The organism is Streptococcus sp. KHUD_010, from assembly GCF_040207525.1.
GTDB classification, from domain to species: domain Bacteria; phylum Bacillota; class Bacilli; order Lactobacillales; family Streptococcaceae; genus Streptococcus; species Streptococcus hominis.
Window position 1 is genome coordinate 1,454,600 of sequence record NZ_CP157941.1, and the last position, 21,513, is coordinate 1,476,112.

A 21,513-nucleotide genomic window follows, 5' to 3' on the forward strand; every position below is an offset into this window, starting at 1 on the left:
AATTTAAGCTAAAAGCAAAAGTGCATTCAAAATGATGCCAGAAACAAAATTCAGAAGAAAGATAACGACAAGAACCGTCCAATCAATCCCAGCAAATTGTAGGTTGAAACGTTGAAATGGTTTTAAAACAGGCTCTACTATCCGCAGAATTAACTGACCAAACGACGTTTGATAGGCACCTGGAAACCATGATAATAGAGCATACACCACTAAAATGAATGAATATAATCTCACTAAATTATAAAGTATATTTACAATCCAAACCATGCTTTTATCTACGTTTCATATCAAAATCAAATTCGCCACTTTGCAAATCATCAGGTAATTTTAAATCCTCAACATTTACAATAACATTGATTGGTGTTAAAAGGTACATTGTACTCGCAACTTTTTTAATGTTCCCAGCAAGCACATAACGTGCACCATCCAAATAGTCCAAACAACGACGAGCTTGCACTTCTGTCATATATTGAAAATCAATCAAAATACTTTCATTAACAATTAACAAATCAACAATTTCAGTTGTTTCTTCATATTTTCTTGGATAACGAACATTGATGGTCACTTTGTCATCTGAAATCGTGCGGTGTTGTGCCAATTCTTGCTGGCGCGCATGAAGACGAGTGATATTCTCATTTGCTCCTGACCTTGTAGAAGATTGTACAGAACTACTTGCCGTATGTACTGTTCTTTCTTTAGTAGGTGTTACAGATTGACTACTCGCACGTGGTGGTAGCTCAGGCGTTTGAACGACAGCATCTTCACCATCTTCCGTAAAGTAATCAATGAATTTATCAAATCTATCTTTAAGAGACATAATACTTTCCTATTTAAAAAATGCGGTACCAATTCTGACAAAAGTCGAACCATTTGCAATGGCTATTGTATAATCACGGCTCATTCCCATACTTAAATCAGTAAAAGGCATATTAGGTAACTGTTTACGTTGTAATCTTTGCTGTAATTGATAGGCTTGTTGGAAAATGACATTTAATTCCGCTTCATCTGCTTCAATCGGTGCCATTGTCATCAAACCTACAATCTGAATGTTTTCAAGTTTTTCTAGCTCAGGTAAAATCGTATCTATTTCCTCTACAGTAAAACCATGTTTACTAGCTTCTTTGGAAATATTTACTTGTAAAAAGCATTTAATGATATGTTCAGCTCTTTTGTTGATTTCTTGAGCTAATTTTACTGAATCTAAGGCATGGAAATAATCAACATAATTGATGACGTCTTTCACTTTTCGCCTTTGAAGTGTACCAATTAAGTGCCAAATTACACGTTCATCTTTCAGAGCCTGATATTTCTCTAGAAATTTATCAACTCGATTTTCACCGATATGATGAATTCCTGCTTTAACCAGCTCTTTAGCAGTAGAGCTGTCAACATATTTGGTGACAGCTATTACTTCTACTGAATTTTTTGAGCGATTAGCTTTTTGAGTAGCTTGTGCTACATTTTCTAAAACTTGATATGTATTCTTTGCTAAATCCATTTTATCGGTTTTTAAAGAATGGTGGTGTTTCTAATTCATCGTCATCAGAACTAGTGTCTTCATAACGTTTCACAGCTGGTGCGGCACTCGCATCTGTTGAGCGAACAATATTCTCACGACGCAAATCCCAATCACCAAATGCTGAAGCCTGTGGTGCTTCTGTCCGTTGACGACTTGGTTTTGGAACTTCAAGATTTTCAGTCAAATCAAAGTTACGGTCATAACCTTGGCTTCCTCTAGAATTACGATTTTCACGAGTTCCAGCTGCATAAGAATTTTGTTGAGCAACTGGACGAACACCACTTACTCGATCAATTTTTTCTTGACGAACACCCGTTGCAACAACTGTTACACGAATTTCATCTTTCATGCTATCATCAATAGAAGTACCTAACCAGATATTAACACCATGACCAGCTGCTTGATTGACAATTTCTGATGCTTCTTCTGCTTCAATCAAGGTCATATCAAGACCACCTGTAACGTTGATGATGACATCTTCAGCTCCATCAATCGTTGTTTCAAGAAGCGGCGAATAGATAGCCTTACGTGCAGCTTCAATAACACGTTCTTCACCACTACCAATACCGATCCCCATAAGAGCATCACCTTTATTCGCCATAACGGTTTTTACATCGGCAAAGTCAAGGTTAATAAGTCCTGGACTTGTAATCAAGTCCGTAATTCCTTGTACACCTTGACGAAGGACATTGTCTGCTTCGCTCAAAGCTTCAAGAAGAGGAGTTTTCTTATCAACAATTTCAAGTAAATTATTGTTTGAAATGATAAGAAGTGTATCTACATGCTCACGAAGTTCATTGATTCCTTCAATCGCAAAGTTACCACGCTTACTTCCTTCAAAGCCAAACGGGCGAGTAACAACTGCAACAGTTAAGGCGCCAAGACCTTTTGCAATACGAGCAATAACTGGTGCAGCACCTGTACCAGAGCCACCGCCCATACCAGCAGTAATGAACACCATATCAGCTCCTGTAAGAGCTTCCGTCAACACCTCTTCGCTTTCTTCAGCCGCTTTACGACCGATTTCAGGCTGTCCTCCAGCACCAAGACCACGAGTCAACTTTGGTCCAAGCTGAATAACGGTTTCTGCTTTTGAGCCACTAAGAGCTTGTACATCTGTATTGGCAGCGATAAATTCAACGCCTGATACTCCTTCATCAATCATGCGGTTAATGGCATTACCACCACCACCACCGATACCAATAACTTTAATTACTGCTCCTTGTGCCGCAGCTGTATCAAATGAAAATGTCATAATGTATTACCTTCTCCTTTAATCAAACATATTGCCAAGTAGATTTCGAACACGATCTGTCAATTTTTCTTTTGGTTGTTGAGATTGTGTCGGAAGTGGTTCGGGACGTTCAACTTCTTCTGCTGGTTCAGCAATCGGAGTCACAGTTGTTTGTTGCGGCTGAGTAAAGCGCTGCAACGGATTGAATGACTGACTTTGTTGAGTCGGACGAGAAAATTCAACCGGTTGATGACGCAAAAGTTCATCACCGTGAACAGCAGCTTGTGCTAAAACATCCACTTCAGATAGATTTCCAGCATATTCTGATAAGCTAATGACATGAGCAAAAGCTGGATTACGAATACCGATTTGATTTGGTACGTATAGTTTAACAGGAACACCGAAAACTTCTTGCGCCAATTCCACCACACCTGGTAAAATTGCACCACCACCAATAATAACAATTCCACCTGGAAGTTCTAATAAGTGTCTTCTTTCTAAATCTTGCTTGATTTGTTCAAAGATATGTTTAACTCGTGCTGAAATAATTTCTGCTAAATAGTGCTCTGTTACTTCAACTGGTTCCACTTCTCCAATCACTTCCACTTGGAAGGACTCATTGCTAGCAGCAGGTACGTATGCTTCGCCATAGTTAAACTTCAAGCTTTCTGCAAGTTTTTTAGAAGTTTTTAAAACTTTTGAGATGTCTTTTGTGACGTATTCGCCACCTTCTTGATAGATATTGGTAAATTGTAGTTCTTGGTTGCGAACAGAAGCTACTGTTGTTTGACCACCACCCATATCAATGACAGTTGCACCAAATTCACGTTCTCCTTCATTTAGAACAGATTTGGTCATAGCAAGTGGAGAAATGATAATATTTTCTACTTGAACTCCTGCACGCTCAACTGTTTTTCGTAAATTGTGAAGAATGGTACGTGGTCCTGTGTAGAGAAGTCCACGCATTTCTAAACGAATGCCCATCATTCCGCGAGGATCACGGATTCCTTGAAAACCATCTACAATGAACTCTTCAGGAATAAAGGTAATAACTTCGCGGTCTGGAGTCATACTTTTTGTCAAAGCAGATCTCACAACGTTTTCAACATCTGCATCTGTGATTTCTTTCGTTTCGCTTGTTACAGGAATCATACCTTGTGTTGGCTCGATCTGCAACAAGTTAGCAGGCAAGCCAACATTCACCAACTTAATGGAAATCCCTGCTTTTTCCTCTGCTTGTGAAATTGCAGATTTTATAGCACTTGCTGCTGTTTCGATATCTACAATGATACCATCTTTTACACCAGCACTTTTTGCATTACTAACTCCGATTACATTTAATTCATTGTTTACGTGTTCTGCTACCAAGACCTTAATGGAGCTTGTTCCGATATCTAATCCTGTAAAAAAGCCATCTCTAGCCATTAGACCATTCCTCTCTATCTACCAAGTTTCTCACTTATCAATTTAACTATCAAAAAAGTATAGTTATTCAAAGCATATTATAACATAAAAAAATAAAAATTGGGTAGATTTTCTGCATTATTTTAGCTATTTCTGTAACTAAATATTCCTGCTTCCATATCCACAACGCTTGTTTCCGTCAATTGTGGTTTAATTTTTTCATAATAAGGTAGTTTTTTAGCTACTTCTGACAAAGGAACTAAGATTTTATTTCCATCTGTCATAGTGATTGTCAGCAAATCCTCAGTCGCTTTACTTGGTGTATGCTGAACCGTTTGAATTTCTGATTTGATTGTATTAGAAATACCTGATAATTGTTGCACAAATTTCTTAAGCATTGCTTTATCTGAAAAATCAAGTGTTATATAACTTTTCGGCAACTGGAATTTTTTAACCGGAGTAGCAATTTCTTCTCCACTAGATAATACTGGGAAATACTGCTCCCCAGAATAATCATAAGCAACAACCGTGTATTCTGTTACTTTTATTTTAAATGTAATCGGAAATTGGTAACTTATCTCTGCTTTTTTCACCCATAGACTTGACAATTTAATATTTCTAGCATGTGCCTTTTGACTCAAATACGTCGTCAAGGTGTAATCCTCTTTTTGAATACTAGAAGCATCCAGCACCTCTGTTTTTGAAAGCTGTTTATTGCCCGTCACCTCTATATTCTTTAATTTTGAATAGGGACTTATAAAATAAATAGCTAAAATTAACAAAATAGAACTTAGAATCAATACTGGCAAAGCACGGTAAACATGGCGAGGAGCGATTTTTTCTCTTGCCTCTTTTGCTTCCTGCTTAGCTTGTTTGCGTTCCGCTTTCTTCTTTTTTCGCAAGGTCGCTTTATCAAGAAGTTCATCTTGTTCTTCCTCGGAAAACTCTGTTACAGTGGATTCTTCTAAGTCCTCTGATTCTGCTTCTTGAGTATCAGATGTTACTTCTGTTTTTTCATCTTCCTCGCCTACATCTGATTTTTCAGGATTTGGCAAATGCTGCTTTTTTTGCTCTGCCAATTCTTTCTCTTTTTCAGCTTCTTCTTGAGCCTTTTTTTCAAGGTATTCCTTGTTTCTTTTTTGCCACTCAGAAAGTTTTTCTGTTTCTTGCCCTTTCTGATCCTCTTGCTTCTTTTTTGTCATTTTCTTCCTTTGTCCATGTCATTTTTTAAAAGGTTATAAAATTCATCTAACGATTTTATTTCGTGGGACTGTTTCATGTTTTCTTCATAAAATTCTTTCTGTTCAAGCAACTCTGTTATCATTTTTTGAAGATTCTCCAAATTCAGTTGAGGCTCGTCTAATTTTTTGGCATAGCCTTTTTTCACAAAATAATCTGCATTTTCAATCTGGTCACCGCGACTTGCTTCGCGTCCCAAAGGGACAATTACATGAAGCTTTGCCATAGCCAACAATTCAAAAATAGTATTAGATCCGCCACGTGTAACAACGACATCCACCAAGTCCATCAACGGTTGATAGAGGTCAGTCACATAGGCAATTCGGTACAGATGATTTGATAATTCGTCTAAGCTAGCATCGCCTGATAAATTGATAATATTGTAATGCTGAGTTAGCTCTGCTTTATTTGCCGTTACAAAATCATTAAAAACCTTTGCTCCCGCTGATCCACCAACAAACAGAAGTGTCGGAAGGTTTTCATCAAAATGTTGCTGAATTGCTTGAATCTGCTCATTTGGTGCAGTTATTTTTTCTCCTACCTTTGTTACAGCTCCCACATGCTCAATTTTTGTCAACGCATGGGCTTGTTCAAAAGTAGAATACATTTTTGTCGCACATTTGTAAGCAATTTTATTTGCTAGACCAATAGAGAGGTCTGATTCATGTACATAAACTGGAATCCCAGCTAAGCGAGCTGCAATGACAGGAGGAACTGATACAAAACCACCTTTAGAAAAGAGAGCTTGCGGACGAACCTTTAACATAATTCCTAAAGATTGCAAAATGCCCCAAGCCACTTTGAATACATCTAACATATTTTGCCAAGAAAAGTAACGGCGTAATTTCCCCGTTGCTATAGAATGAAAAGTGATATCCAAACCTGACTTCTGGATTTCTTGGTATTCAATCCCATGCTTGTCACCAATATAGTGGACTTGCCAACCTGCTTCTAGGAATTTTGGAATGAGTATAAGGTTTAGAGTCACATGACCAACCGTTCCTCCACCTGTAAATACAATCTTTTTCATCTTAACCCTTTAATTCTTCAAATGTTGCAATAAATTCATCGCCACGAACTTCAAAATTTGGATACATATCCCAGCTTGCATTTGCTGGACTGAGAAGAACAATGTCACCTGCTTGAGCTTCAGCAAAAGCTTTTTGCGTCGCATCCTTCACATCTGCAGCATCCATATAGCTAACACCTGCTTTATCCGCTGCTCTCTTGACACGTGCTGCAGATTCTCCAAGAATAACCATTTTCTTCAATCCTTGAATATCTGGCACCAATTCGTCAAATTCATTGCCACGATCCAGTCCACCAGCAATCAAGATAACCTTGCTATTGTCAAAACCAGACAAGGCCTTTTGCGTTGCAAGAATATTTGTTGATTTACTATCGTTATAAAATTTAACATGGTTGATTTCACCGACATATTGAAGGCGGTGCTTAACGCCACCGAAACCTGCCAATGTTTCTTTGATGACTTGATTTTCAATGCCACGCAGTTTCGCAACTGCAATAGTTGCAAGGGCATTTTCAACATTATGGCTACCCGGAACGCCAAGCTCATCTGCTGCCATAACAGGCTCTCCACGGAAAGTCAGCATGTTTCCCTCTAAGTAAGCGCCGTCTACCTTTTCCGTCGTTGAAAATGGTACAACGGTCGCTTGCGTCTTTGCAGCCAGCTCTTTCGCTAATGTTTGATTGAAATTCAATATGAGGAAGTCAGATTTGCTCATATTTTTTTGAATGTTCCATTTAGCAGCGACATATTCTTCAAAAGAGCCATGATAATCAATGTGAGTTGGCATCAGATTAGTAATCACTGCAATCTCTGGGTGAAAGGCTTCAATGCCCATGAGTTGGAAAGAAGACAACTCCATGACCAATGTATCATTTTGGGTTGCGGTTGTTGCAACTTGACTGGCTGGAAAGCCAATATTCCCAGAAAGCAGACCATTTTGACCACCTGCAGTCAAGACTTCCGCAATCATCGTTGTCGTTGTTGTTTTTCCATTAGAGCCCGTAATCCCAATAATTGGGGCATCTGAAATCAAATAGGCCAACTCCACTTCAGTGATGACGGGGATTTTCTTTTCCAAAGCTCTCGCTACCATAGGATTGTCGTAACGAATACCGGGATTTTTGACCATCAGTTCAAACTCTTCATCCAAGAGTTCCAAAGGGTGACCACCTGTTATCACTTTGATGCCTTCTTCAAGGAGAGACTGAGCAGCAGGATTTTCCTCAAACGGCTTTCCGTCATTCACTGTAACAATCGCTCCCAACTTATCTAGTAAACGAGCAGCGGATTCACCAGATTTGGCCAAACCTAAAACCAACACTTTTTTATTTTCAAAATTTGTAATGTGCTTCATAACATGCCTCTTTTTAATTCTTCTGTATCTATTTTACCTTTTTTTCAGAAAATAAAAAAGCCTTTACGGCTTTTTATTCTTGTCTGTTACGAAGTTTTGAGCGAAACGATACTTTTCTATTTTTTTGTGACAATTTTGAAATATCACGTAGAGAAAAATATGCTACGCCTATCATAAAAATTCCTATGAAAAACTCAGACGGTAATTGAAAAATCTGAAATACTGCCAATCCTAGTAAAATGATAAAAGCGACTAGGGCAATCACTAAAACTACTACATTTAAAGTTCCTTTAATGCTCTGTGGAGCAGCAAAAATGTAAAATAACAGAATGAGAATTCCAAAAATCAAATAAAACATTTCTGCTCCTTTCTAGCCCATCCGCTTCTTTAATATATTAACAACTAAGCAAACCGTTCTTTCATTATTCAGCTGATTTTTTCTTTTTAGCAGCTTTGGCACGTTGGTTTTTATCAAGAATTTGTTTCCGCAAACGGATTGATTCAGGCGTCACTTCCATGTATTCGTCATCGTTCAAGAATTCAAGTGATTCTTCCAATGTCAAAATACGAGGCGTTTTGATAACTGCTGTTTGGTCTTTCGTTGCAGAACGAACATTGGTCATTTGCTTTGCTTTCGTAATATTAACCGTCAGGTCATTTTCGCGTGAATTTTCACCAATAATCATTCCTTCGTAAACTTCTGTACCTGGATTAACAAAAATGGTTCCACGTTCCTCAATAGACATGATAGAGTATGTCGTTGCCTTTCCTGTATCAATTGACACAAGAGCTCCACGACGGCGTCCTCCAATCTCACCTGGAATCAATGGTAGGTATTGATCAAAAGTATGGTTCATAATCCCGTAACCACGCGTCATAGAAAGGAATTCAGTTGAGTACCCAATCAATCCACGCGCAGGCACAAGGAAAATCAGACGTGTTTGTCCGTTTCCGGTAGCCACCATGTCTAACATTTCACCCTTGCGCTCAGAAAGACTTTGGATAACCGAACCTTGGTATTCTTCTGGAGTGTCGATTTGCACACGCTCAAATGGCTCACATTGCACACCGTCAATTTCCTTGACGATAACCTCTGGGCGCGATACTTGTAACTCATAACCTTCACGGCGCATGGTTTCAATTAAGATTGATAAGTGTAATTCTCCACGACCTGATACAATCCATTTATCTGGCGAGTCAGTCGGATCCACACGAAGCGAAACATCCGTTTGCAATTCAGCCTGCAAGCGTTCTTCAACCTTACGAGACGTTACCCATTTTCCTTCACGACCAGCAAATGGTGAATTGTTCACTAAGAAAGTCATTTGCAGCGTTGGTTCATCAATATGGAGAATCGGCAATGGTTCTACCACATCCGTCGGAGTAATGGTTTCACCAACGAAGATATCTTCCATACCAGATACTGCAATCAAATCACCCGCTTTGGCTTCGCCAATTTCACGACGTTCTAGCCCAAAGAAACCAAATAACTTGGTGACACGAAAGTTTTTCGTTGTGCCGTCTAGTTTAGAAAGCGTCACTTGGTCTCCCACTTTTACAGTCCCGCGGAAAACACGGCCAATACCGATACGACCTACAAAGTCATTGTAGTCCAAAAGAGAAACTTGGAATTGAAGTGGCTCGTCTGAGTTATCCACTGGTGCTGGAATATGATCAATAATAGTATCAAAAAGCGGTGCCATAGTGTGCTCTTGGTCAGCAGGATCATCTGACATAGAAGACGTTCCATTGATAGCAGAAGCATACACAACAGGGAAATCCAATTGGTCATCATCTGCACCCAGCTCGATGAAAAGTTCCAAGACTTCATCCACCACTTCTGCAGGGCGTGCAGATGGTTTGTCAATTTTATTGACCACAACAATCGGCACTAAATCTTGCTCAAGAGCTTTTTTTAATACAAAACGAGTTTGTGGCATGGTTCCTTCATAAGCATCAACAACCAAAACAACCCCGTCTACCATTTTCATAATCCGCTCAACTTCTCCACCGAAGTCCGCGTGTCCCGGTGTATCCATGATATTGATGCGGACGCCATTATAAGCAACAGCTGTATTTTTAGCAAGAATGGTAATGCCGCGTTCTTTTTCAAGATCGTTGGAGTCCATTGCGCGTTCTTGTAACTCTTTGCGCTCGTCCAATGTATGTGATTGCTTCAATAATTCGTCTACCAGCGTTGTTTTCCCGTGGTCAACGTGAGCGATAATAGCGATATTGCGAATATCTTCTCTTAATTTTGTCATTTTATCCTCTAAATCTTAAGTTTTATTTCTAACTGAACAATTATACCACAGATTAAGGCAAAAAACACGGTTAAACTGGGTGTAAATGTTTTCATTAGAAAATCAATGTCCTACAAATTTATTTACATTCTTTATTGCAAAATTATGATATGATAAGAAAAAAACAAAGGAAACTGTATGCGTTTAGATATTCTACTAGCTCAAGCTCACATTAGCCGTAAAAAAATGAAGCAAGCTCTCCTAAAAAAGAAAATCTTAGTAGATGACTGTCCCGCTCGAAAACTCAGTCAAAATGTTGATACAGGTTTGCAGACAATTACGATAGAGGAACAACCTGTTCTGAGTAAGTCTCATCAATATTTTATGATGAATAAACCCCTTGGCGTTGTGACAGCTAATTCCGATGCCAAATTCCAAACAGTTCTAGATCTCATCAGACCTGAAGATTTCAGTGAAGATCTATATTCTGTTGGACGGCTCGATCGAGATACTTCTGGACTGCTGTTAATCACTGACAACGGTCCACTTGGTTTTCAATTGCTTCATCCTCAATATCATGTCACAAAAACATACGAGGTTGAAGTTAATGGTCTACTAGATGACCAAGCAGTGCAATCCTTTCAAAAGGGCATCGTTTTTCTTGACGGAACAAGTTGTAAACCAGCCATTCTTACAATTCGTTCTTCTAGCTCAAACAAGAGCCGTGCTACTGTCACTATTTCTGAAGGAAAATTTCACCAAATCAAAAAGATGTTTTTAACTGTTGGCGTCAAAGTTACTTCTCTGAAACGAACTCATTTCGGAGATTTTGAATTAGAACCAAACTTAGCCGCAGGAGAATATCGAGTATTGAACCAAGCAGAACTCGAAATAGTGAGGCACTATCTAGAAAAAAGCTATTAAAAGTGGCTCTATAATTTCTGTAGTGGGTAAAACTACCGCAGAGATTATGGAGCTATTTTTGTGTATACAAAAAGTCCCCTATGACCTATAATGAAAAGCGACGAAACTACTCATTAGAAAGACTCATATGGAACAACTTGGTTTTATCACAAAACTTCTTGGAATTGAAGACCAAAATATCAAAATAGACAATCTTTTTGATGGCGGTACTCACAAAGAAATTATGGCCCGCCTTGACTATGATGCCCCTCCATGCTCTGCCTGCAAGGGACAGATGACCAAATACGACTTCCAGAAACCTTCTAAAATCCCTTATCTGGAGACAGCGGGATACAAAACTCTTATCCGACTCAAAAAGCGTCGCTTTCGCTGTAAGAACTGTGGAAAAATGGCTGTCGCCGAAACCTCCCTCGTCCAGAAAAATCACCAGATTGCCTCTGCAGTCAAGCAGAAAATCGCTCAATTATTAGTTGAGAAGCAAGCCATGACTGATATTGCGCACAGGCTCTCAATTTCGACCTCAACCGTCATTCGCAAGCTCAAGGAATTCAAATTTGAAACGAACTGGCAGAGACTGCCAGAGATCATGAGCTGGGATGAGTATAGCTTCAAGAAAGGGAAGATGAGCTTTATCGCTCAGGATTTTAATACCAATGAGGTCCTAGCCATCCTGGACGGCAGAACCCAAGCGGTCATTCGAAATCATTTTCTACGCTATCCTAGACAGGTTCGTATGAGGGTTAAAGTGATGACCATGGACATGTTCAGTCCTTACTATCAGCTGACCAAGCAGCTTTTTCCGCATGCCCAAATCGTTCTGGATCGTTTCCACATTATCCAGCACCTCAGCCGAGCTATGAACCGTGTCCGCATCCAAATCATGAACCAATTCGACCGAAAATCTCAGGAATACCGAGCCCTCAAACGCTATTGGAAACTCATCCAACAGGACAGCCGCAAGCTCAGCCATAAGCGTTTTTACAGACCAGCTTTTCGGGCGCATTTAACCAATCAAGAGATTCTCCATCAGCTTACTCAGCTATTCGGACCAACTTCGACAGCACTATGAGCTTTACCAGCTTCTGCTCTTTCACTTTCAGGAAAAGCAAGCTGATTATTTCTTTGACCTGATGGAGGAGGTTATTTCGGATGTTCACCCGATTTTTCAAACCGTCTTTCGGACTTTCCTGAAGGACAGACACAAGATTACCAACGCCTTGGAACTACCCTACTCCAACGCCAAGCTGGAAGCGACTAACAATCTCATCAAGGTCATCAAGCGAAACGCTTTTGGATTCAGGAGCTTTGACAACTTTAAGAAACGCATTCTCATCGCTTTGAACATCAAAAGAGAGAGAACGAATCTCGTCCTCTCGCGATGGTAGCTGACATCGACCCACTACAGTTGACAAAGAGCCTTAAAAGTGAGCAATCTCCTTTGGATTACTCACTTTTGATTTTTCCTTTCCATCCATCTAGTCCTGTAGAGAGGATGTAAATATTTTGATAACCTTGTTTTTTCAATAGAATAGCTGCATTCATAACACGTTGCCCGCGGCTATTTTCGTACAGTAAAACAGCCTTGTCCTTACGAATAGCTCCCAAACTCGTTTTTAACTGCTGTGACGGGATATTTCGCGCTCCTAAAATATGTTTCCGGCGAAAATCAGCTGGGTCGCGCAAATCAATCAACTGACCTTGTCGAATCATATCACCAAATTCTGCATTGTCTACTACCTTAGCCGCACGACGAACACGAATATAGTTAAAGCCCATCCAGCCTAACATCCCAACAATAATTGCCAATAAAATCCAGTTTAACATGTTTTCTCCTCGTTCTTCTTCAAATATTGTAATTCCAACTGATGTTCCCTTCGCAAGACCCGCTCAGCTTCTAGATAGTCCATTCTTTCTATCAAGCCCGCATCATAAATCCTCTCTAACTCAATTTTCATCATTTCAATATCATACAAGCGCTTACCCATATAGATAATAATGCCAAAACTTTTGAGGTATTGCTGCACATCATAAAGTGTTTTCATGAGGCTTATTTTACCAGAATTTTAGGAGTATTTCAAGGTTGAAAAGAACTCATTTTGTAAGTAAAACATTCTTCAAGTGCTCAAAAACAACAAAAAAGCCGCCGATTGGGCGACTCTTATAGGGAGATTATTATGAAAAAGAAAAGTTTAGGATTTTTATCAAATAAAGTTAGGAGGTCTTCATCTGATGATGTTAGTATAACGCCACCTCCTTAAACTTATCTTAAATTCTAAAAGATTTTAAAAATTTATTTTCTACTCTCAAAAATTTACTTACAAGCCCGGAGTTTGACCGATTTCTGCTGTTAACATCCAGATATTCTTTTCAAGTTCTGCTTTTGCACCGACAAAAATATCGTTGGTCACATCATCTCCTTCTTCATCTGTTATATCCAGAGCTTCTTGGTAGAGACCTACCAAGTAACGGAAGATTTCGATGACACGTTCCAAACTTTCTGCAACATTCTTACTGAATTTTCCTTCTTTTTCTTCAATATTACTGTGTTGGATAAATTCACTCAAAGTTGAATACGGCGTTCCACCTAAAGTAATCAAACGTTCACTTACTTCATCTAAAGTCGTATCCAAGGCTTCCATATACTCATCCATCTTAGGATGCCAAACCATAAAACCAGCTCCACGCATGTACCAATGTACTTGGTGAAGAGCAATGTGAGCAGTGTATAAATCCGCTACCACTTGGTTTAAAACTGCTTTTGTTTTGGGAAGAGACTTACTGAAAGACTCAACACTTGAAAAAGTTGCAACATCTTTTGCTGCTTCATTTTTTAGATTAACCATTATCCTACCTCGCTTTTATTTAGAATGATTCTAATCTTTTTGATTATGATTTAATTATAATCTTTCTAAATAAGAAAGTCAAATGATTGAACTCTGAAATTTCTTTTATTAGAAAAGTTGCAATTTTTTAGAATTATTTACGAATAAAAAAGTATGATTCATTTTTATTTTTTCTTGGTTGGAAGCATTGTGGCTTCTTTTTTAGGGCTGGTTATTGATCGCTTTCCTGAACAATCTATTATCAGTCCTTCCAGTCATTGTAATACTTGTGGACAGAAATTAGCACCTCGTGATTTAGTCCCTGTCCTTTCTCAGCTTATCAATCGACTGCGTTGTCGGTTTTGTCAGTCAAAAATTCCCATTCGCTACTTGATATTAGAGTTGGTAGGTGGTTTACTCTTTCTCGCAACTTCCTTAAGCTACTTAAATATCAGCCAGCTTGTCTTGCTCATAATGGGAATTACACTAGCTCTTTATGATCAAAGAGAACAGGAATATCCTATCCTCATTTGGTTGTTCTTTCATCTTCTTCTCCTATTTTTGGTAGGTTTTAATCTTCTAATGATTAGTTTTTTAGCCCTTGGAATAGTAGCTTTTTTCTTTGACTTACGAATTGGCGCAGGAGACTTTCTTTTTCTATCTTCTTGTTCAACTGTTTTCAAGTTGACAGAGATTCTTTGGCTGATTCAAATTGCCAGCTTAGTGGGATTATGTCTCTTTTGCTTAAAAAAGAGAAAAGACAGGATAGCTTTCGTTCCCTGTCTTTTGATTGGAGTGATTGTTCTGCTTCTGTACGAACTGTTGCTTCCATAAAATTAGAATAGCGTTCTGTCATGAGGCTGGGATAATGTCTCCAGATTCTCGAAATAAGAGAGCGATGATTAAAATTTTCAAATTTTAGTTTTTTTACGTCATCTTCCCAGATTTCATATTTCTGGGGGATGATTGTACTAGTAATCATAATCGTCTATTTCACTCTTGATTTTTCGTGTTTCTTTTTTCTAAGTAGTCAGCAATAGCGGCTACATCTTTATCGCCGCGCCCAGATACATTGACGATGATAATCTTGTCCTTACTCAATTGTGGTGCGCGTTTAACTGCTTCTGCAATAGCGTGGGAACTTTCAATGGCAGAAAGGATCCCTTCTTTTTGTGTCAACAATAATAGTGCATCTACTGCTTCATCATCTGTCGCAGCCACATACTCAACTCGACCTGAATCTTTAAAAAAGGCATGTTCAGGACCAACTCCCGGATAGTCCAATCCAGCGGAAATAGAATAAACAGGAGCTACCTGACCATCTTCTGAAAATACAGCATACGTTTTCATGCCATCGACAACTCCAATGGATCCTTTAGTCATTGTAGCCGCATGCTTGTCTGTATCCAAGCCATGACCAGCTGCTTCAACACCAACTAAATTGACTTCTTTATCTGCCACATATTCAGAAAATGCTCCAATTGCATTAGAACCTCCGCCGACACAGGCAATAATATAATCTGGTAGGCGGCCTTCCTTATCTAGAATTTGACGACAAGATTCCTGACTAATGACCTTTTGAAACTCATGCACAATCGTTGGATAAGGATGAGGACCAACAGCTGAACCTAGGACATAAAAAGCATCTAAATCTGTCATCCAAGCAGCAAAAGCAGCATCCACCGCATCCTTTAATGTTTTGGTCCCTGTTTCAACCGCATGGACAGTTGCTCCCATCATTTCCATTCGGAAAACATTCAATCGCTGACGTTCCACATCTTCTGCACCCATATACACATCGCATTTCATGCCAAACTTAGCAGCCGCTGCAGCTGTTGCTACTCCATGTTGACCAGCTCCAGTCTCTGCGATAACTCTGGTCTTACCCATTCGTTTTGCTAGGAGAATTTGCCCTAAAACATTGTTTAATTTATGAGAACCTAGGTGATTCAAGTCTTCTCGTTTGAGATAGATTTTTGCACCTCCTAAATAGTCCGTCAAACTTTCTGCAAAATAAAGCGGTGTCTCTCGACCTGCATAATCTGCTAAATAATGATGATATTCTGCTAGGAATTCTGGATCTTTCTTATACTTTTCAAATGTTCCCTCTAGCTCGTCTAATAAAACTTGAATCAGTTCTGGTACAAAGCTACCACCAAATTGACCAAAATATCCTTTATTTTCTACCATGATGTTTCCTCACAATCTTTAGTATTCTTGAATTTAAACAACAAAATACCCCCACACAAAAACTGTGTGAGGGCGTATGAGCACGGTGCCACCTCAGTTATGGGAAAAGTAGACCTTATCCGCATATCTCTATCTTGTCTATCAACAAGTTACACTGTAAGGTGTGCACACCGAATTTTTATTGTTTCAAATTCATATCATTTACATCAGCCCATTTCATAAATATCTACTGCTTGTTTACACCTAACACAAGCTCTCTGGAAGCATCAATTTACTACTTTTCTGATGTTTGAGCATTATTATAGAGTTTTTCCACCATTCTATCAATAAAATAGTGAAAAAACCATGGAAAAGCATCCTAAATCCGAACAATGACTCTTATTTTTATTTAGAAGTCAGAAACTTATCTTTCCAATGGCTGACACAAGTTTTATACAGCAAAAAAGCCAGATATCCACCCAATGTATTTGTCCATAAATCATCTATTTCAAAAACACGATTGGCATCAACTAAAATATCCAACAAAATCTGCGTGCATTCGATAAAAAGACTCATTGCAAAACTGGCAAATAGCACATGCTTAGTGCTCCTCAACTTAGGAAAAAGCCAGAGAAGTTGAAAAATCAGTGGGCCCAACAGAAAAATATTCATCACATTTTGCACGAAAACCTTAATCAATTGAAGTAGAGAAGTAATTTGTCCAAGATTGACCAAAGAATTGAAAGGAATGAGAAGGACTACGACACGACCAAACTGCTGAATCCCTGGCGTCTCCATTCCCTTTTCTGGCACTTGAGGAAGGAAACACATTAAACACAATAAGACGATGTAGAGCATGCTTCCCCAAGTCAGAATTTTACGCCCGTTAACCGTTAATTCTCCATTTGATTGCAGCCATACTTTTAACCTAAGCATGTCTCGCAAGTGCCTTCTCCTTGTCTTTCTTTATCGTATTGGAGCGCAATTGGCCGCAGGCTGCATCAATATCTGTACCATGCTCCTGACGAACAACACAGTTAATACCATTCTTTTTTAGAGTATCGTAGAAAGCCATTACACGTTCCTTGGGGCTGCGACTATATTGATCGTGCTCACTAACCGGATTGTAAGGAATCAAATTGACATACGATAGCTTTTTGATATTTTTCAACAAAGTAGCTAATTCTAGTGCCTGTTCTACTCCATCATTGACTTCATTTAGCATGATATACTCAAAAGTAACCCTGCGGTTGGTTGTTTCAATATAATATTCAATCGCCGCAAATAGCTTTTCAATTGGAAAGGCACGATTGATTTTCATAATGCTAGAGCGCAATTCATTATTGGGTGCATGAAGAGAAACAGCTAAATTAACCTGCACTCCTTCGTTTGCAAAATCACGAATTTTATGTGCTAGACCGGAAGTGGAAACCGTAATGTGACGAGCTCCGATAGCCAACCCCTTGTCATCATTGACAGTTCGCACAAACTTGAGAACATTGGCATAGTTATCAAAAGGCTCGCCAATCCCCATAACCACAATATGGCTGACGCGCTCACCTTGTCCACGCTCATCAAAATATTTTTGCACCAGCATAATCTGAGACATAATTTCCCCATTATTCAAGTCACGCTGCTTTTTAATCAGCCCGCTAGCACAAAAGGTACAGCCAATATTGCAACCCACCTGAGTGGTTACACAGACCGACAGACCATAGTGCTGACGCATTAGAACTGTTTCAATCAACATACCGTCTGGCAGTTCAAAAAGATACTTTACTGTGCCGTCAGCCGATTCCTGCACCACTCTTTGCTTTAGCGGATTGACAACAAATTCATCTTCTAACTTTGCTAATAAACCCTTTGAAATGTTTGTCATTTCTGTAAAAGACTGAACCCGTTTGCGATAAAGCCACTCCCAAATCTGAGTAGCTCGAAATTTCTTTTCTCCTTTACTTTCTGTCCAATCTATCAAATCCTGACGGGTCAAGCTATAAATCGATGGTTTCATTTTTTCTCCTTCATTCGTTACAAAACCCATTCCATACACTATTTTTGACGAATGACAAAATGGCGCTGGCTGCTTGTTTGTTGTTGCTTCGTTGAATTTTGCTTTCTTGCTCTTTGCTTTTGATTTTGTCGCTTACTGCGCTGGTGATTTTCTCGCTTGGGTTGCTCTTCTTTATAGGAGCGAGCTTGTTTAGGACGACGTGGCTTGGTTTCATTTTCCTTTTTGTGATGAGATTTTTTATCAAACGATGCGCGACGCGGCTGTAAATTTTCCAAGACAAAATAAGCACAGCCATAATTGCAGTATTCTAATAAATATTCTTCTAAACGGCTGATTTTTTCTTCACTTTCATTTGCCTTGTCATCTTTATAAAATCCACGCAAACGCAACTGCTCATTTCCCCAGTCGCCAACAATATAATCAAATTTTGTTAAAATTTCTGAAAAGCGCTGATTAAAAGCCGTTATAGCAAAACCTTCCTTGAAATTATCTACCAAGTCAAATTCAATTGTCTCAGTCAAGATTTTGGTTCCTCTTTGCCGAAACTCCGGTCCAGGAAATTTATTATAATTGTATAATTCAGGTGCAATTTCTTTTCGCATAGTTATCCTTTATCATCTTATTTCTTGTATTAAACCTATTTTACCATAAAAAGAAGTGTTTTTGATAGTTGAAATAGAGAAAGAAGAAAAGAGCAAAGTCAAATTTCTATCATTAACTTGCTCTTTTATTGAATTATTTTTACGACTTCTTTGTGTCCTTGAGGTAATCAATGGCATCTTGTAAAGTTTTCACGGGTACAATTTTCATATTGGTCTTAATTTTTTTAGCAGCTTCCAAAGCGGTCTCATAGTTAGTTTTCGCTTTAGGATTAGCTTTTTTAGCTTCCTTAGTAACTGGATTATTTGGTGCAAAGAAAATTTCTGCACCATTTTTTGCTGCTGAAACAACTTTTTTGTCAATCCCACCAATGTCGCCAACTTTTCCTTCGCGGTCAATTGAGCCTGTCCCAGCAATATTTCTACCGTCTCTCAATGTTGGATCTGCAATTTGCGTATAAATTGCCAAACTAAACATCAAGCCCGCACTTGGTCCACCAATACCGGCTGTTGAAAATTCAATTGGTGTGTTGCTTGTGACTTCTGTTCGGTCGATCAAGCTAATACCAATCCCGTTTTTCCCATTTTCAAGTTTGATGATTTTACCTGTAGCAGATTTCTTCTGACCGTCTTCTACATAGTTCACCTTGACCTTGCTGCCAATCTTTTGCGCTCCAACATAGTCTATCAATTCTTTTGAACTATTGAAAGTCTTGTCATTCACACCTGTCACGGTATCTGCAATATTTAAAATGCCTTTAAAAGTAGAATTCTTTGTGACTTGCAAGACGTAAACCCCTAGATATTTCAGAGTAATATCTTTGCCAGCTTTTTTCAATCCTTGGTATTTAGCTAGGTTTTGCGATGTTTCCATATAAAACTGATTGATCCGCATGTATTCTTTATCAGAAGTTCCGCCAGTCAAATCCTTCGCCGAATAAATATCTGTAAAAGGTGTCAACCAAGCATAAACCAAATGAGCAAAGGTCGCATGCTGAATTCCAACCGTTACAAAGTTGTAAGAACCTTTTTCCTTATCTTCTTTGTTGTCCACGCGCAATACCTGACGGACATCTGCTGCACCACCCGGCACCTCAATATAATAAGGCAAGGGAACCACAAAAGATAAGAAAAGCAAAATCAGCCCTGCTATTGCAATTATCGGCCATTTTTTAAATTTATTTCTTGGTTTTTCCATATTGTTTCTTTAACTCCTTTACGACACTTTCAGGTACATACTTTGAAATATCCTGCTCAAAGGAAATCAATTCACGAATTCTTGATGAGCTGAGATGCTGATAATCTGGTTTGCTAATCAAAAAAATGGTTTCTATCTCAGGTGCTAATTCATGATTAAAAAAGTTGAGATTCCCCTCATAATCCAAATCTTGACTATTACGTAGTCCCCGTACAAAAGTTGTCACTCCTAGCTTTCTAGCTACTTCCACTGCCAATTCATCATGAGAAGTAACAATTTTTACATTCTCCAAATGAGCTAGAGCAGCTGTCACCATTTTTTCTTTTGCTTCAATATTGAAAAAACTCTTTTTCTCAAGATTGTAAAAGATACCAACATAAAGGCAATCAAAGAGCTTACTAGCTCGTTCAATCAAGTCAATATGCCCCTTTGTAATCGGGTCAAAAGAGCCTGCAAATAATCCAATTTTATCTGACATAAACCGTCACCTTTGAAATTCCATATATTTTTTGCTTCCATATGCCTAGTCCTGCGATTTCTTCTGGTAAATCCACCGATTTGTCTGTCTCACAAACAACCAGTACATCATCGCTCAGAAGCTCTCGTTCAACCATTTTTTCAATATCTGCAGCAATCTGTTCTTTTGCATACGGTGGATCTAACAAAACCAAGTCAAACTGTCCTGTGACCAATTCAAGCGCTCGATTGGACTCCATTTTCAGAAGTTCAAATCGTTCTTTTTCCTTAGTCATGATGATATTTTGGCTGATAATCGTTTGCGCCCTGCGGTCTTTTTCAACCAAAACAGCCGAAGCCATGCCTCGCGAAATAGCTTCAATCGCTAAACTGCCACTTCCGGCATACAAATCCAACACTCGTCCTCCATCAAAATAAGGACCAATCATATTAAAGATAGCTCCCTTAACCTTGTCTGTCGTCGGTCTGGTTGTTTTGCCTTCTAATGTTTTAAGAGGACGCCCCCCATATTTCCCTGCAACAACTCTCATAAAGAATATTATAACAAAATCTCGAAAGAATGTATCAGTTTTTCTTCTGTGATAACTGTAAGTCAATTGTTTTTTGCTGTCCAACTTTTGGGATGCCGTTCAAACATGATGATTTTTCAATACAGTTTTTTGCAATTATCTTGAGCTGATTGCAGAGCAAATAAAAATCCCCTGATATAAATCAGAGGACTGATTGATTATCTTACTTCAAGCAAGCCAACGTCACCATCTTCACGACGATACAGAACATTGGTTGTGTTATCTTCTACATCAGTATAGATGAAAAAGTCATGTCCCAATAAATCCATTTGAAGAAGAGCTTCTTCTAAGTCCATTGGTTTTAAATCAATTTGTTTTGAACGAACGACTTTTGCAGGTGTAACTTCCACTTCTTCAACGACAGCATCTGTAAATAACTGGCTAGTTGATTTTTTATTACGGTTTTTACGTTCAATTTTTGTTTTATTTTTACGAATTTGACGTTCAATTTTGTCTGTCACCAAATCAATCGAACCATACATATCTTGAGAAACATCTTCTGCACGAAGAGTGATCGAACCAAGTGGAATAGTTACTTCAACTTTGGCTGTTTTTTCACGATAGACTTTCAAGTTTACACGCGCATCCAATTCTTGGTCAGCTTGGAAATATTTTTCGATTTTTTCAAGTTTAGAAACTACGTAATCACGAAGAGCTTCTGTTACTTCTAGGTTTTCACCACGGATACTATATTTAATCATATAAGTACCTTCTTTCTAAG

The 21,513-nt window shown here is 38.7% G+C and carries 24 protein-coding genes; 3 read left to right on the forward strand and 21 right to left on the reverse strand.

The genetic code is table 11. From position 1 onward, the window contains the following. Positions 1 to 3 precede the first annotated feature (3 nt). From ABKA15_RS07120 to typA, 10 genes are all read right to left on the reverse strand, one after another. Positions 4 to 267 carry a YggT family protein gene (locus ABKA15_RS07120; RefSeq protein WP_003033872.1) on the reverse strand — a complete coding sequence of 88 codons (264 nt, stop codon included), beginning with the start codon at positions 265 to 267 and terminating at the stop codon, positions 4 to 6. A 4-nt stretch (positions 268 to 271) separates the two neighbouring features. Continuing rightward, the gene (locus ABKA15_RS07125; RefSeq protein ID WP_049512440.1) at positions 272 to 817 is read right to left on the reverse strand and encodes a cell division protein SepF; all 546 of its coding nucleotides are present in this window, start codon (positions 815 to 817) and stop codon (positions 272 to 274) included. A gap of 9 nt (positions 818 to 826) precedes the next feature. Beyond that, positions 827 to 1,498 (reverse strand): YggS family pyridoxal phosphate-dependent enzyme, encoded by a 672-nt coding sequence (locus ABKA15_RS07130; protein ID WP_049512437.1) that lies wholly within the window; start codon positions 1,496 to 1,498, stop codon positions 827 to 829. A gap of 1 nt (position 1,499) precedes the next feature. Further along, positions 1,500 to 2,774: a cell division protein FtsZ gene (gene ftsZ, locus ABKA15_RS07135; RefSeq protein WP_350015331.1), complete on the reverse strand. Its 1,275-nt coding sequence runs from the start codon at positions 2,772 to 2,774 to the stop codon at positions 1,500 to 1,502. An 18-nt stretch (positions 2,775 to 2,792) separates the two neighbouring features. Continuing rightward, complete coding sequence (gene ftsA, locus ABKA15_RS07140; protein ID WP_186832599.1) at positions 2,793 to 4,178, reverse strand: cell division protein FtsA; 1,386 nt, start codon at positions 4,176 to 4,178, stop codon at positions 2,793 to 2,795. Positions 4,179 to 4,300: 122 nt separating this feature from the next. Beyond that, positions 4,301 to 5,359, reverse strand: a complete 1,059-nt coding sequence (locus tag ABKA15_RS07145) for an FtsQ-type POTRA domain-containing protein (protein ID WP_186832598.1) — start codon at positions 5,357 to 5,359, stop codon at positions 4,301 to 4,303. Next, positions 5,356 to 6,426 (reverse strand): UDP-N-acetylglucosamine--N-acetylmuramyl-(pentapeptide) pyrophosphoryl-undecaprenol N-acetylglucosamine transferase, encoded by a 1,071-nt coding sequence (locus ABKA15_RS07150; protein WP_186832597.1) that lies wholly within the window; start codon positions 6,424 to 6,426, stop codon positions 5,356 to 5,358. Before ABKA15_RS07150 ends, ABKA15_RS07145 begins: the two co-directional genes overlap by 4 nt. 1 nt (position 6,427) lies before the next feature. Beyond that, on the reverse strand, positions 6,428 to 7,780 hold the full coding sequence (gene murD, locus ABKA15_RS07155) for a UDP-N-acetylmuramoyl-L-alanine--D-glutamate ligase (protein WP_186832596.1): 1,353 nt from the start codon (positions 7,778 to 7,780) through the stop codon (positions 6,428 to 6,430). A 73-nt stretch (positions 7,781 to 7,853) separates the two neighbouring features. Further along, positions 7,854 to 8,138 (reverse strand): DUF3165 family protein, encoded by a 285-nt coding sequence (locus tag ABKA15_RS07160; RefSeq protein WP_186832595.1) that lies wholly within the window; start codon positions 8,136 to 8,138, stop codon positions 7,854 to 7,856. A 64-nt stretch (positions 8,139 to 8,202) separates the two neighbouring features. Beyond that, positions 8,203 to 10,044: a translational GTPase TypA gene (typA, locus tag ABKA15_RS07165; RefSeq protein ID WP_186832594.1), complete on the reverse strand. Its 1,842-nt coding sequence runs from the start codon at positions 10,042 to 10,044 to the stop codon at positions 8,203 to 8,205. 177 nt (positions 10,045 to 10,221) lie between these two features. On the opposite strand from typA, the gene ABKA15_RS07170 reads away from it, so the two are divergent. After that, on the forward strand, positions 10,222 to 10,947 hold the full coding sequence (locus ABKA15_RS07170; RefSeq protein WP_186832593.1) for a pseudouridine synthase: 726 nt from the start codon (positions 10,222 to 10,224) through the stop codon (positions 10,945 to 10,947). Between the two features lie 127 nt (positions 10,948 to 11,074). Further along, positions 11,075 to 12,332 (forward strand): ISL3 family transposase gene (locus tag ABKA15_RS07175; protein ID WP_350015332.1). Its coding sequence is split into 2 segments (ribosomal slippage): positions 11,075 to 11,977 and positions 11,979 to 12,332, totalling 1,257 coding nucleotides; the frame shifts between segments, so codons are not numbered across the junction. Positions 12,333 to 12,390: 58 nt separating this feature from the next. On the opposite strand, the gene ABKA15_RS07180 is transcribed toward ABKA15_RS07175, so the two are convergent. From ABKA15_RS07180 to ABKA15_RS07190, 3 genes are all read right to left on the reverse strand, one after another. Continuing rightward, positions 12,391 to 12,771 (reverse strand): rhodanese-like domain-containing protein, encoded by a 381-nt coding sequence (locus tag ABKA15_RS07180; RefSeq protein WP_106082915.1) that lies wholly within the window; start codon positions 12,769 to 12,771, stop codon positions 12,391 to 12,393. Beyond that, the gene (locus ABKA15_RS07185) at positions 12,765 to 12,989 is read right to left on the reverse strand and encodes a YqgQ family protein (RefSeq protein ID WP_003043479.1); all 225 of its coding nucleotides are present in this window, start codon (positions 12,987 to 12,989) and stop codon (positions 12,765 to 12,767) included. The genes ABKA15_RS07180 and ABKA15_RS07185 overlap by 7 nt, the downstream gene beginning before the upstream one ends. 273 nt (positions 12,990 to 13,262) lie before the next feature. Then, entirely contained in the window at positions 13,263 to 13,790 is a 528-nt protein-coding gene (locus tag ABKA15_RS07190; RefSeq protein WP_186832754.1) for a Dps family protein, read from the reverse strand. A 153-nt stretch (positions 13,791 to 13,943) separates the two neighbouring features. On the opposite strand from ABKA15_RS07190, the gene ABKA15_RS07195 reads away from it, so the two are divergent. Further along, complete coding sequence (locus ABKA15_RS07195) at positions 13,944 to 14,603, forward strand: A24 family peptidase (RefSeq protein WP_186832755.1); 660 nt, start codon at positions 13,944 to 13,946, stop codon at positions 14,601 to 14,603. Positions 14,604 to 14,762: 159 nt separating this feature from the next. On the opposite strand, the gene trpB is transcribed toward ABKA15_RS07195, so the two are convergent. The 8 genes from trpB to raiA all read right to left on the reverse strand — a co-directional run bounded on the left by trpB (position 14,763) and on the right by raiA (position 21,493). Next, on the reverse strand, positions 14,763 to 15,959 hold the full coding sequence (gene trpB / locus ABKA15_RS07200; RefSeq protein ID WP_264341044.1) for a tryptophan synthase subunit beta: 1,197 nt from the start codon (positions 15,957 to 15,959) through the stop codon (positions 14,763 to 14,765). A 384-nt stretch (positions 15,960 to 16,343) separates the two neighbouring features. Continuing rightward, positions 16,344 to 16,874 carry a VanZ family protein gene (locus ABKA15_RS07205; RefSeq protein WP_186832757.1) on the reverse strand — a complete coding sequence of 177 codons (531 nt, stop codon included), beginning with the start codon at positions 16,872 to 16,874 and terminating at the stop codon, positions 16,344 to 16,346. Next, positions 16,867 to 17,949, reverse strand: coding sequence for a 23S rRNA (adenine(2503)-C(2))-methyltransferase RlmN (gene rlmN, locus ABKA15_RS07210; protein ID WP_350015333.1), 1,083 nt, complete (start codon positions 17,947 to 17,949; stop codon positions 16,867 to 16,869). The genes ABKA15_RS07205 and rlmN overlap by 8 nt, the downstream gene beginning before the upstream one ends. A 38-nt stretch (positions 17,950 to 17,987) precedes the next feature. Next, positions 17,988 to 18,551, reverse strand: coding sequence for a YutD-like domain-containing protein (locus tag ABKA15_RS07215; protein WP_049512409.1), 564 nt, complete (start codon positions 18,549 to 18,551; stop codon positions 17,988 to 17,990). Positions 18,552 to 18,690: 139 nt separating this feature from the next. Beyond that, positions 18,691 to 19,746 carry a SepM family pheromone-processing serine protease gene (locus ABKA15_RS07220; protein WP_049512407.1) on the reverse strand — a complete coding sequence of 352 codons (1,056 nt, stop codon included), beginning with the start codon at positions 19,744 to 19,746 and terminating at the stop codon, positions 18,691 to 18,693. Beyond that, positions 19,727 to 20,224, reverse strand: coding sequence for a pantetheine-phosphate adenylyltransferase (gene coaD / locus ABKA15_RS07225; RefSeq protein WP_049512405.1), 498 nt, complete (start codon positions 20,222 to 20,224; stop codon positions 19,727 to 19,729). The genes ABKA15_RS07220 and coaD overlap by 20 nt, the downstream gene beginning before the upstream one ends. Then, positions 20,214 to 20,762: a 16S rRNA (guanine(966)-N(2))-methyltransferase RsmD gene (rsmD, locus tag ABKA15_RS07230; RefSeq protein WP_185952239.1), complete on the reverse strand. Its 549-nt coding sequence runs from the start codon at positions 20,760 to 20,762 to the stop codon at positions 20,214 to 20,216. Before rsmD ends, coaD begins: the two co-directional genes overlap by 11 nt. Positions 20,763 to 20,950: 188 nt before the next feature. Beyond that, positions 20,951 to 21,493 carry a ribosome-associated translation inhibitor RaiA gene (gene raiA / locus ABKA15_RS07235; RefSeq protein WP_106387855.1) on the reverse strand — a complete coding sequence of 181 codons (543 nt, stop codon included), beginning with the start codon at positions 21,491 to 21,493 and terminating at the stop codon, positions 20,951 to 20,953. Positions 21,494 to 21,513: the final 20 nt, after the last annotated feature.

Coding starts and splice junctions, on each gene's coding strand:
- ABKA15_RS07120 (WP_003033872.1), bottom strand. CDS start 267: ATGGTTTGGATTGTAAATATACTTTATAATTTAGTGAGATTATATTCA.
- ABKA15_RS07125 (WP_049512440.1), bottom strand. CDS start 817: ATGTCTCTTAAAGATAGATTTGATAAATTCATTGATTACTTTACGGAA.
- ABKA15_RS07130 (WP_049512437.1), bottom strand. CDS start 1,498: ATGGATTTAGCAAAGAATACATATCAAGTTTTAGAAAATGTAGCACAA.
- ftsZ (WP_350015331.1), bottom strand. CDS start 2,774: ATGACATTTTCATTTGATACAGCTGCGGCACAAGGAGCAGTAATTAAA.
- ftsA (WP_186832599.1), bottom strand. CDS start 4,178: ATGGCTAGAGATGGCTTTTTTACAGGATTAGATATCGGAACAAGCTCC.
- ABKA15_RS07145 (WP_186832598.1), bottom strand. CDS start 5,359: ATGACAAAAAAGAAGCAAGAGGATCAGAAAGGGCAAGAAACAGAAAAA.
- ABKA15_RS07150 (WP_186832597.1), bottom strand. CDS start 6,426: ATGAAAAAGATTGTATTTACAGGTGGAGGAACGGTTGGTCATGTGACT.
- murD (WP_186832596.1), bottom strand. CDS start 7,780: ATGAAGCACATTACAAATTTTGAAAATAAAAAAGTGTTGGTTTTAGGT.
- ABKA15_RS07160 (WP_186832595.1), bottom strand. CDS start 8,138: ATGTTTTATTTGATTTTTGGAATTCTCATTCTGTTATTTTACATTTTT.
- typA (WP_186832594.1), bottom strand. CDS start 10,044: ATGACAAAATTAAGAGAAGATATTCGCAATATCGCTATTATCGCTCAC.
- ABKA15_RS07170 (WP_186832593.1), top strand. CDS start 10,222: ATGCGTTTAGATATTCTACTAGCTCAAGCTCACATTAGCCGTAAAAAA.
- ABKA15_RS07180 (WP_106082915.1), bottom strand. CDS start 12,771: ATGTTAAACTGGATTTTATTGGCAATTATTGTTGGGATGTTAGGCTGG.
- ABKA15_RS07185 (WP_003043479.1), bottom strand. CDS start 12,989: ATGAAAACACTTTATGATGTGCAGCAATACCTCAAAAGTTTTGGCATT.
- ABKA15_RS07190 (WP_186832754.1), bottom strand. CDS start 13,790: ATGGTTAATCTAAAAAATGAAGCAGCAAAAGATGTTGCAACTTTTTCA.
- ABKA15_RS07195 (WP_186832755.1), top strand. CDS start 13,944: ATGATTCATTTTTATTTTTTCTTGGTTGGAAGCATTGTGGCTTCTTTT.
- trpB (WP_264341044.1), bottom strand. CDS start 15,959: ATGGTAGAAAATAAAGGATATTTTGGTCAATTTGGTGGTAGCTTTGTA.
- ABKA15_RS07205 (WP_186832757.1), bottom strand. CDS start 16,874: ATGCTTAGGTTAAAAGTATGGCTGCAATCAAATGGAGAATTAACGGTT.
- rlmN (WP_350015333.1), bottom strand. CDS start 17,949: ATGAAACCATCGATTTATAGCTTGACCCGTCAGGATTTGATAGATTGG.
- ABKA15_RS07215 (WP_049512409.1), bottom strand. CDS start 18,551: ATGCGAAAAGAAATTGCACCTGAATTATACAATTATAATAAATTTCCT.
- ABKA15_RS07220 (WP_049512407.1), bottom strand. CDS start 19,746: ATGGAAAAACCAAGAAATAAATTTAAAAAATGGCCGATAATTGCAATA.
- coaD (WP_049512405.1), bottom strand. CDS start 20,224: ATGTCAGATAAAATTGGATTATTTGCAGGCTCTTTTGACCCGATTACA.
- raiA (WP_106387855.1), bottom strand. CDS start 21,493: ATGATTAAATATAGTATCCGTGGTGAAAACCTAGAAGTAACAGAAGCT.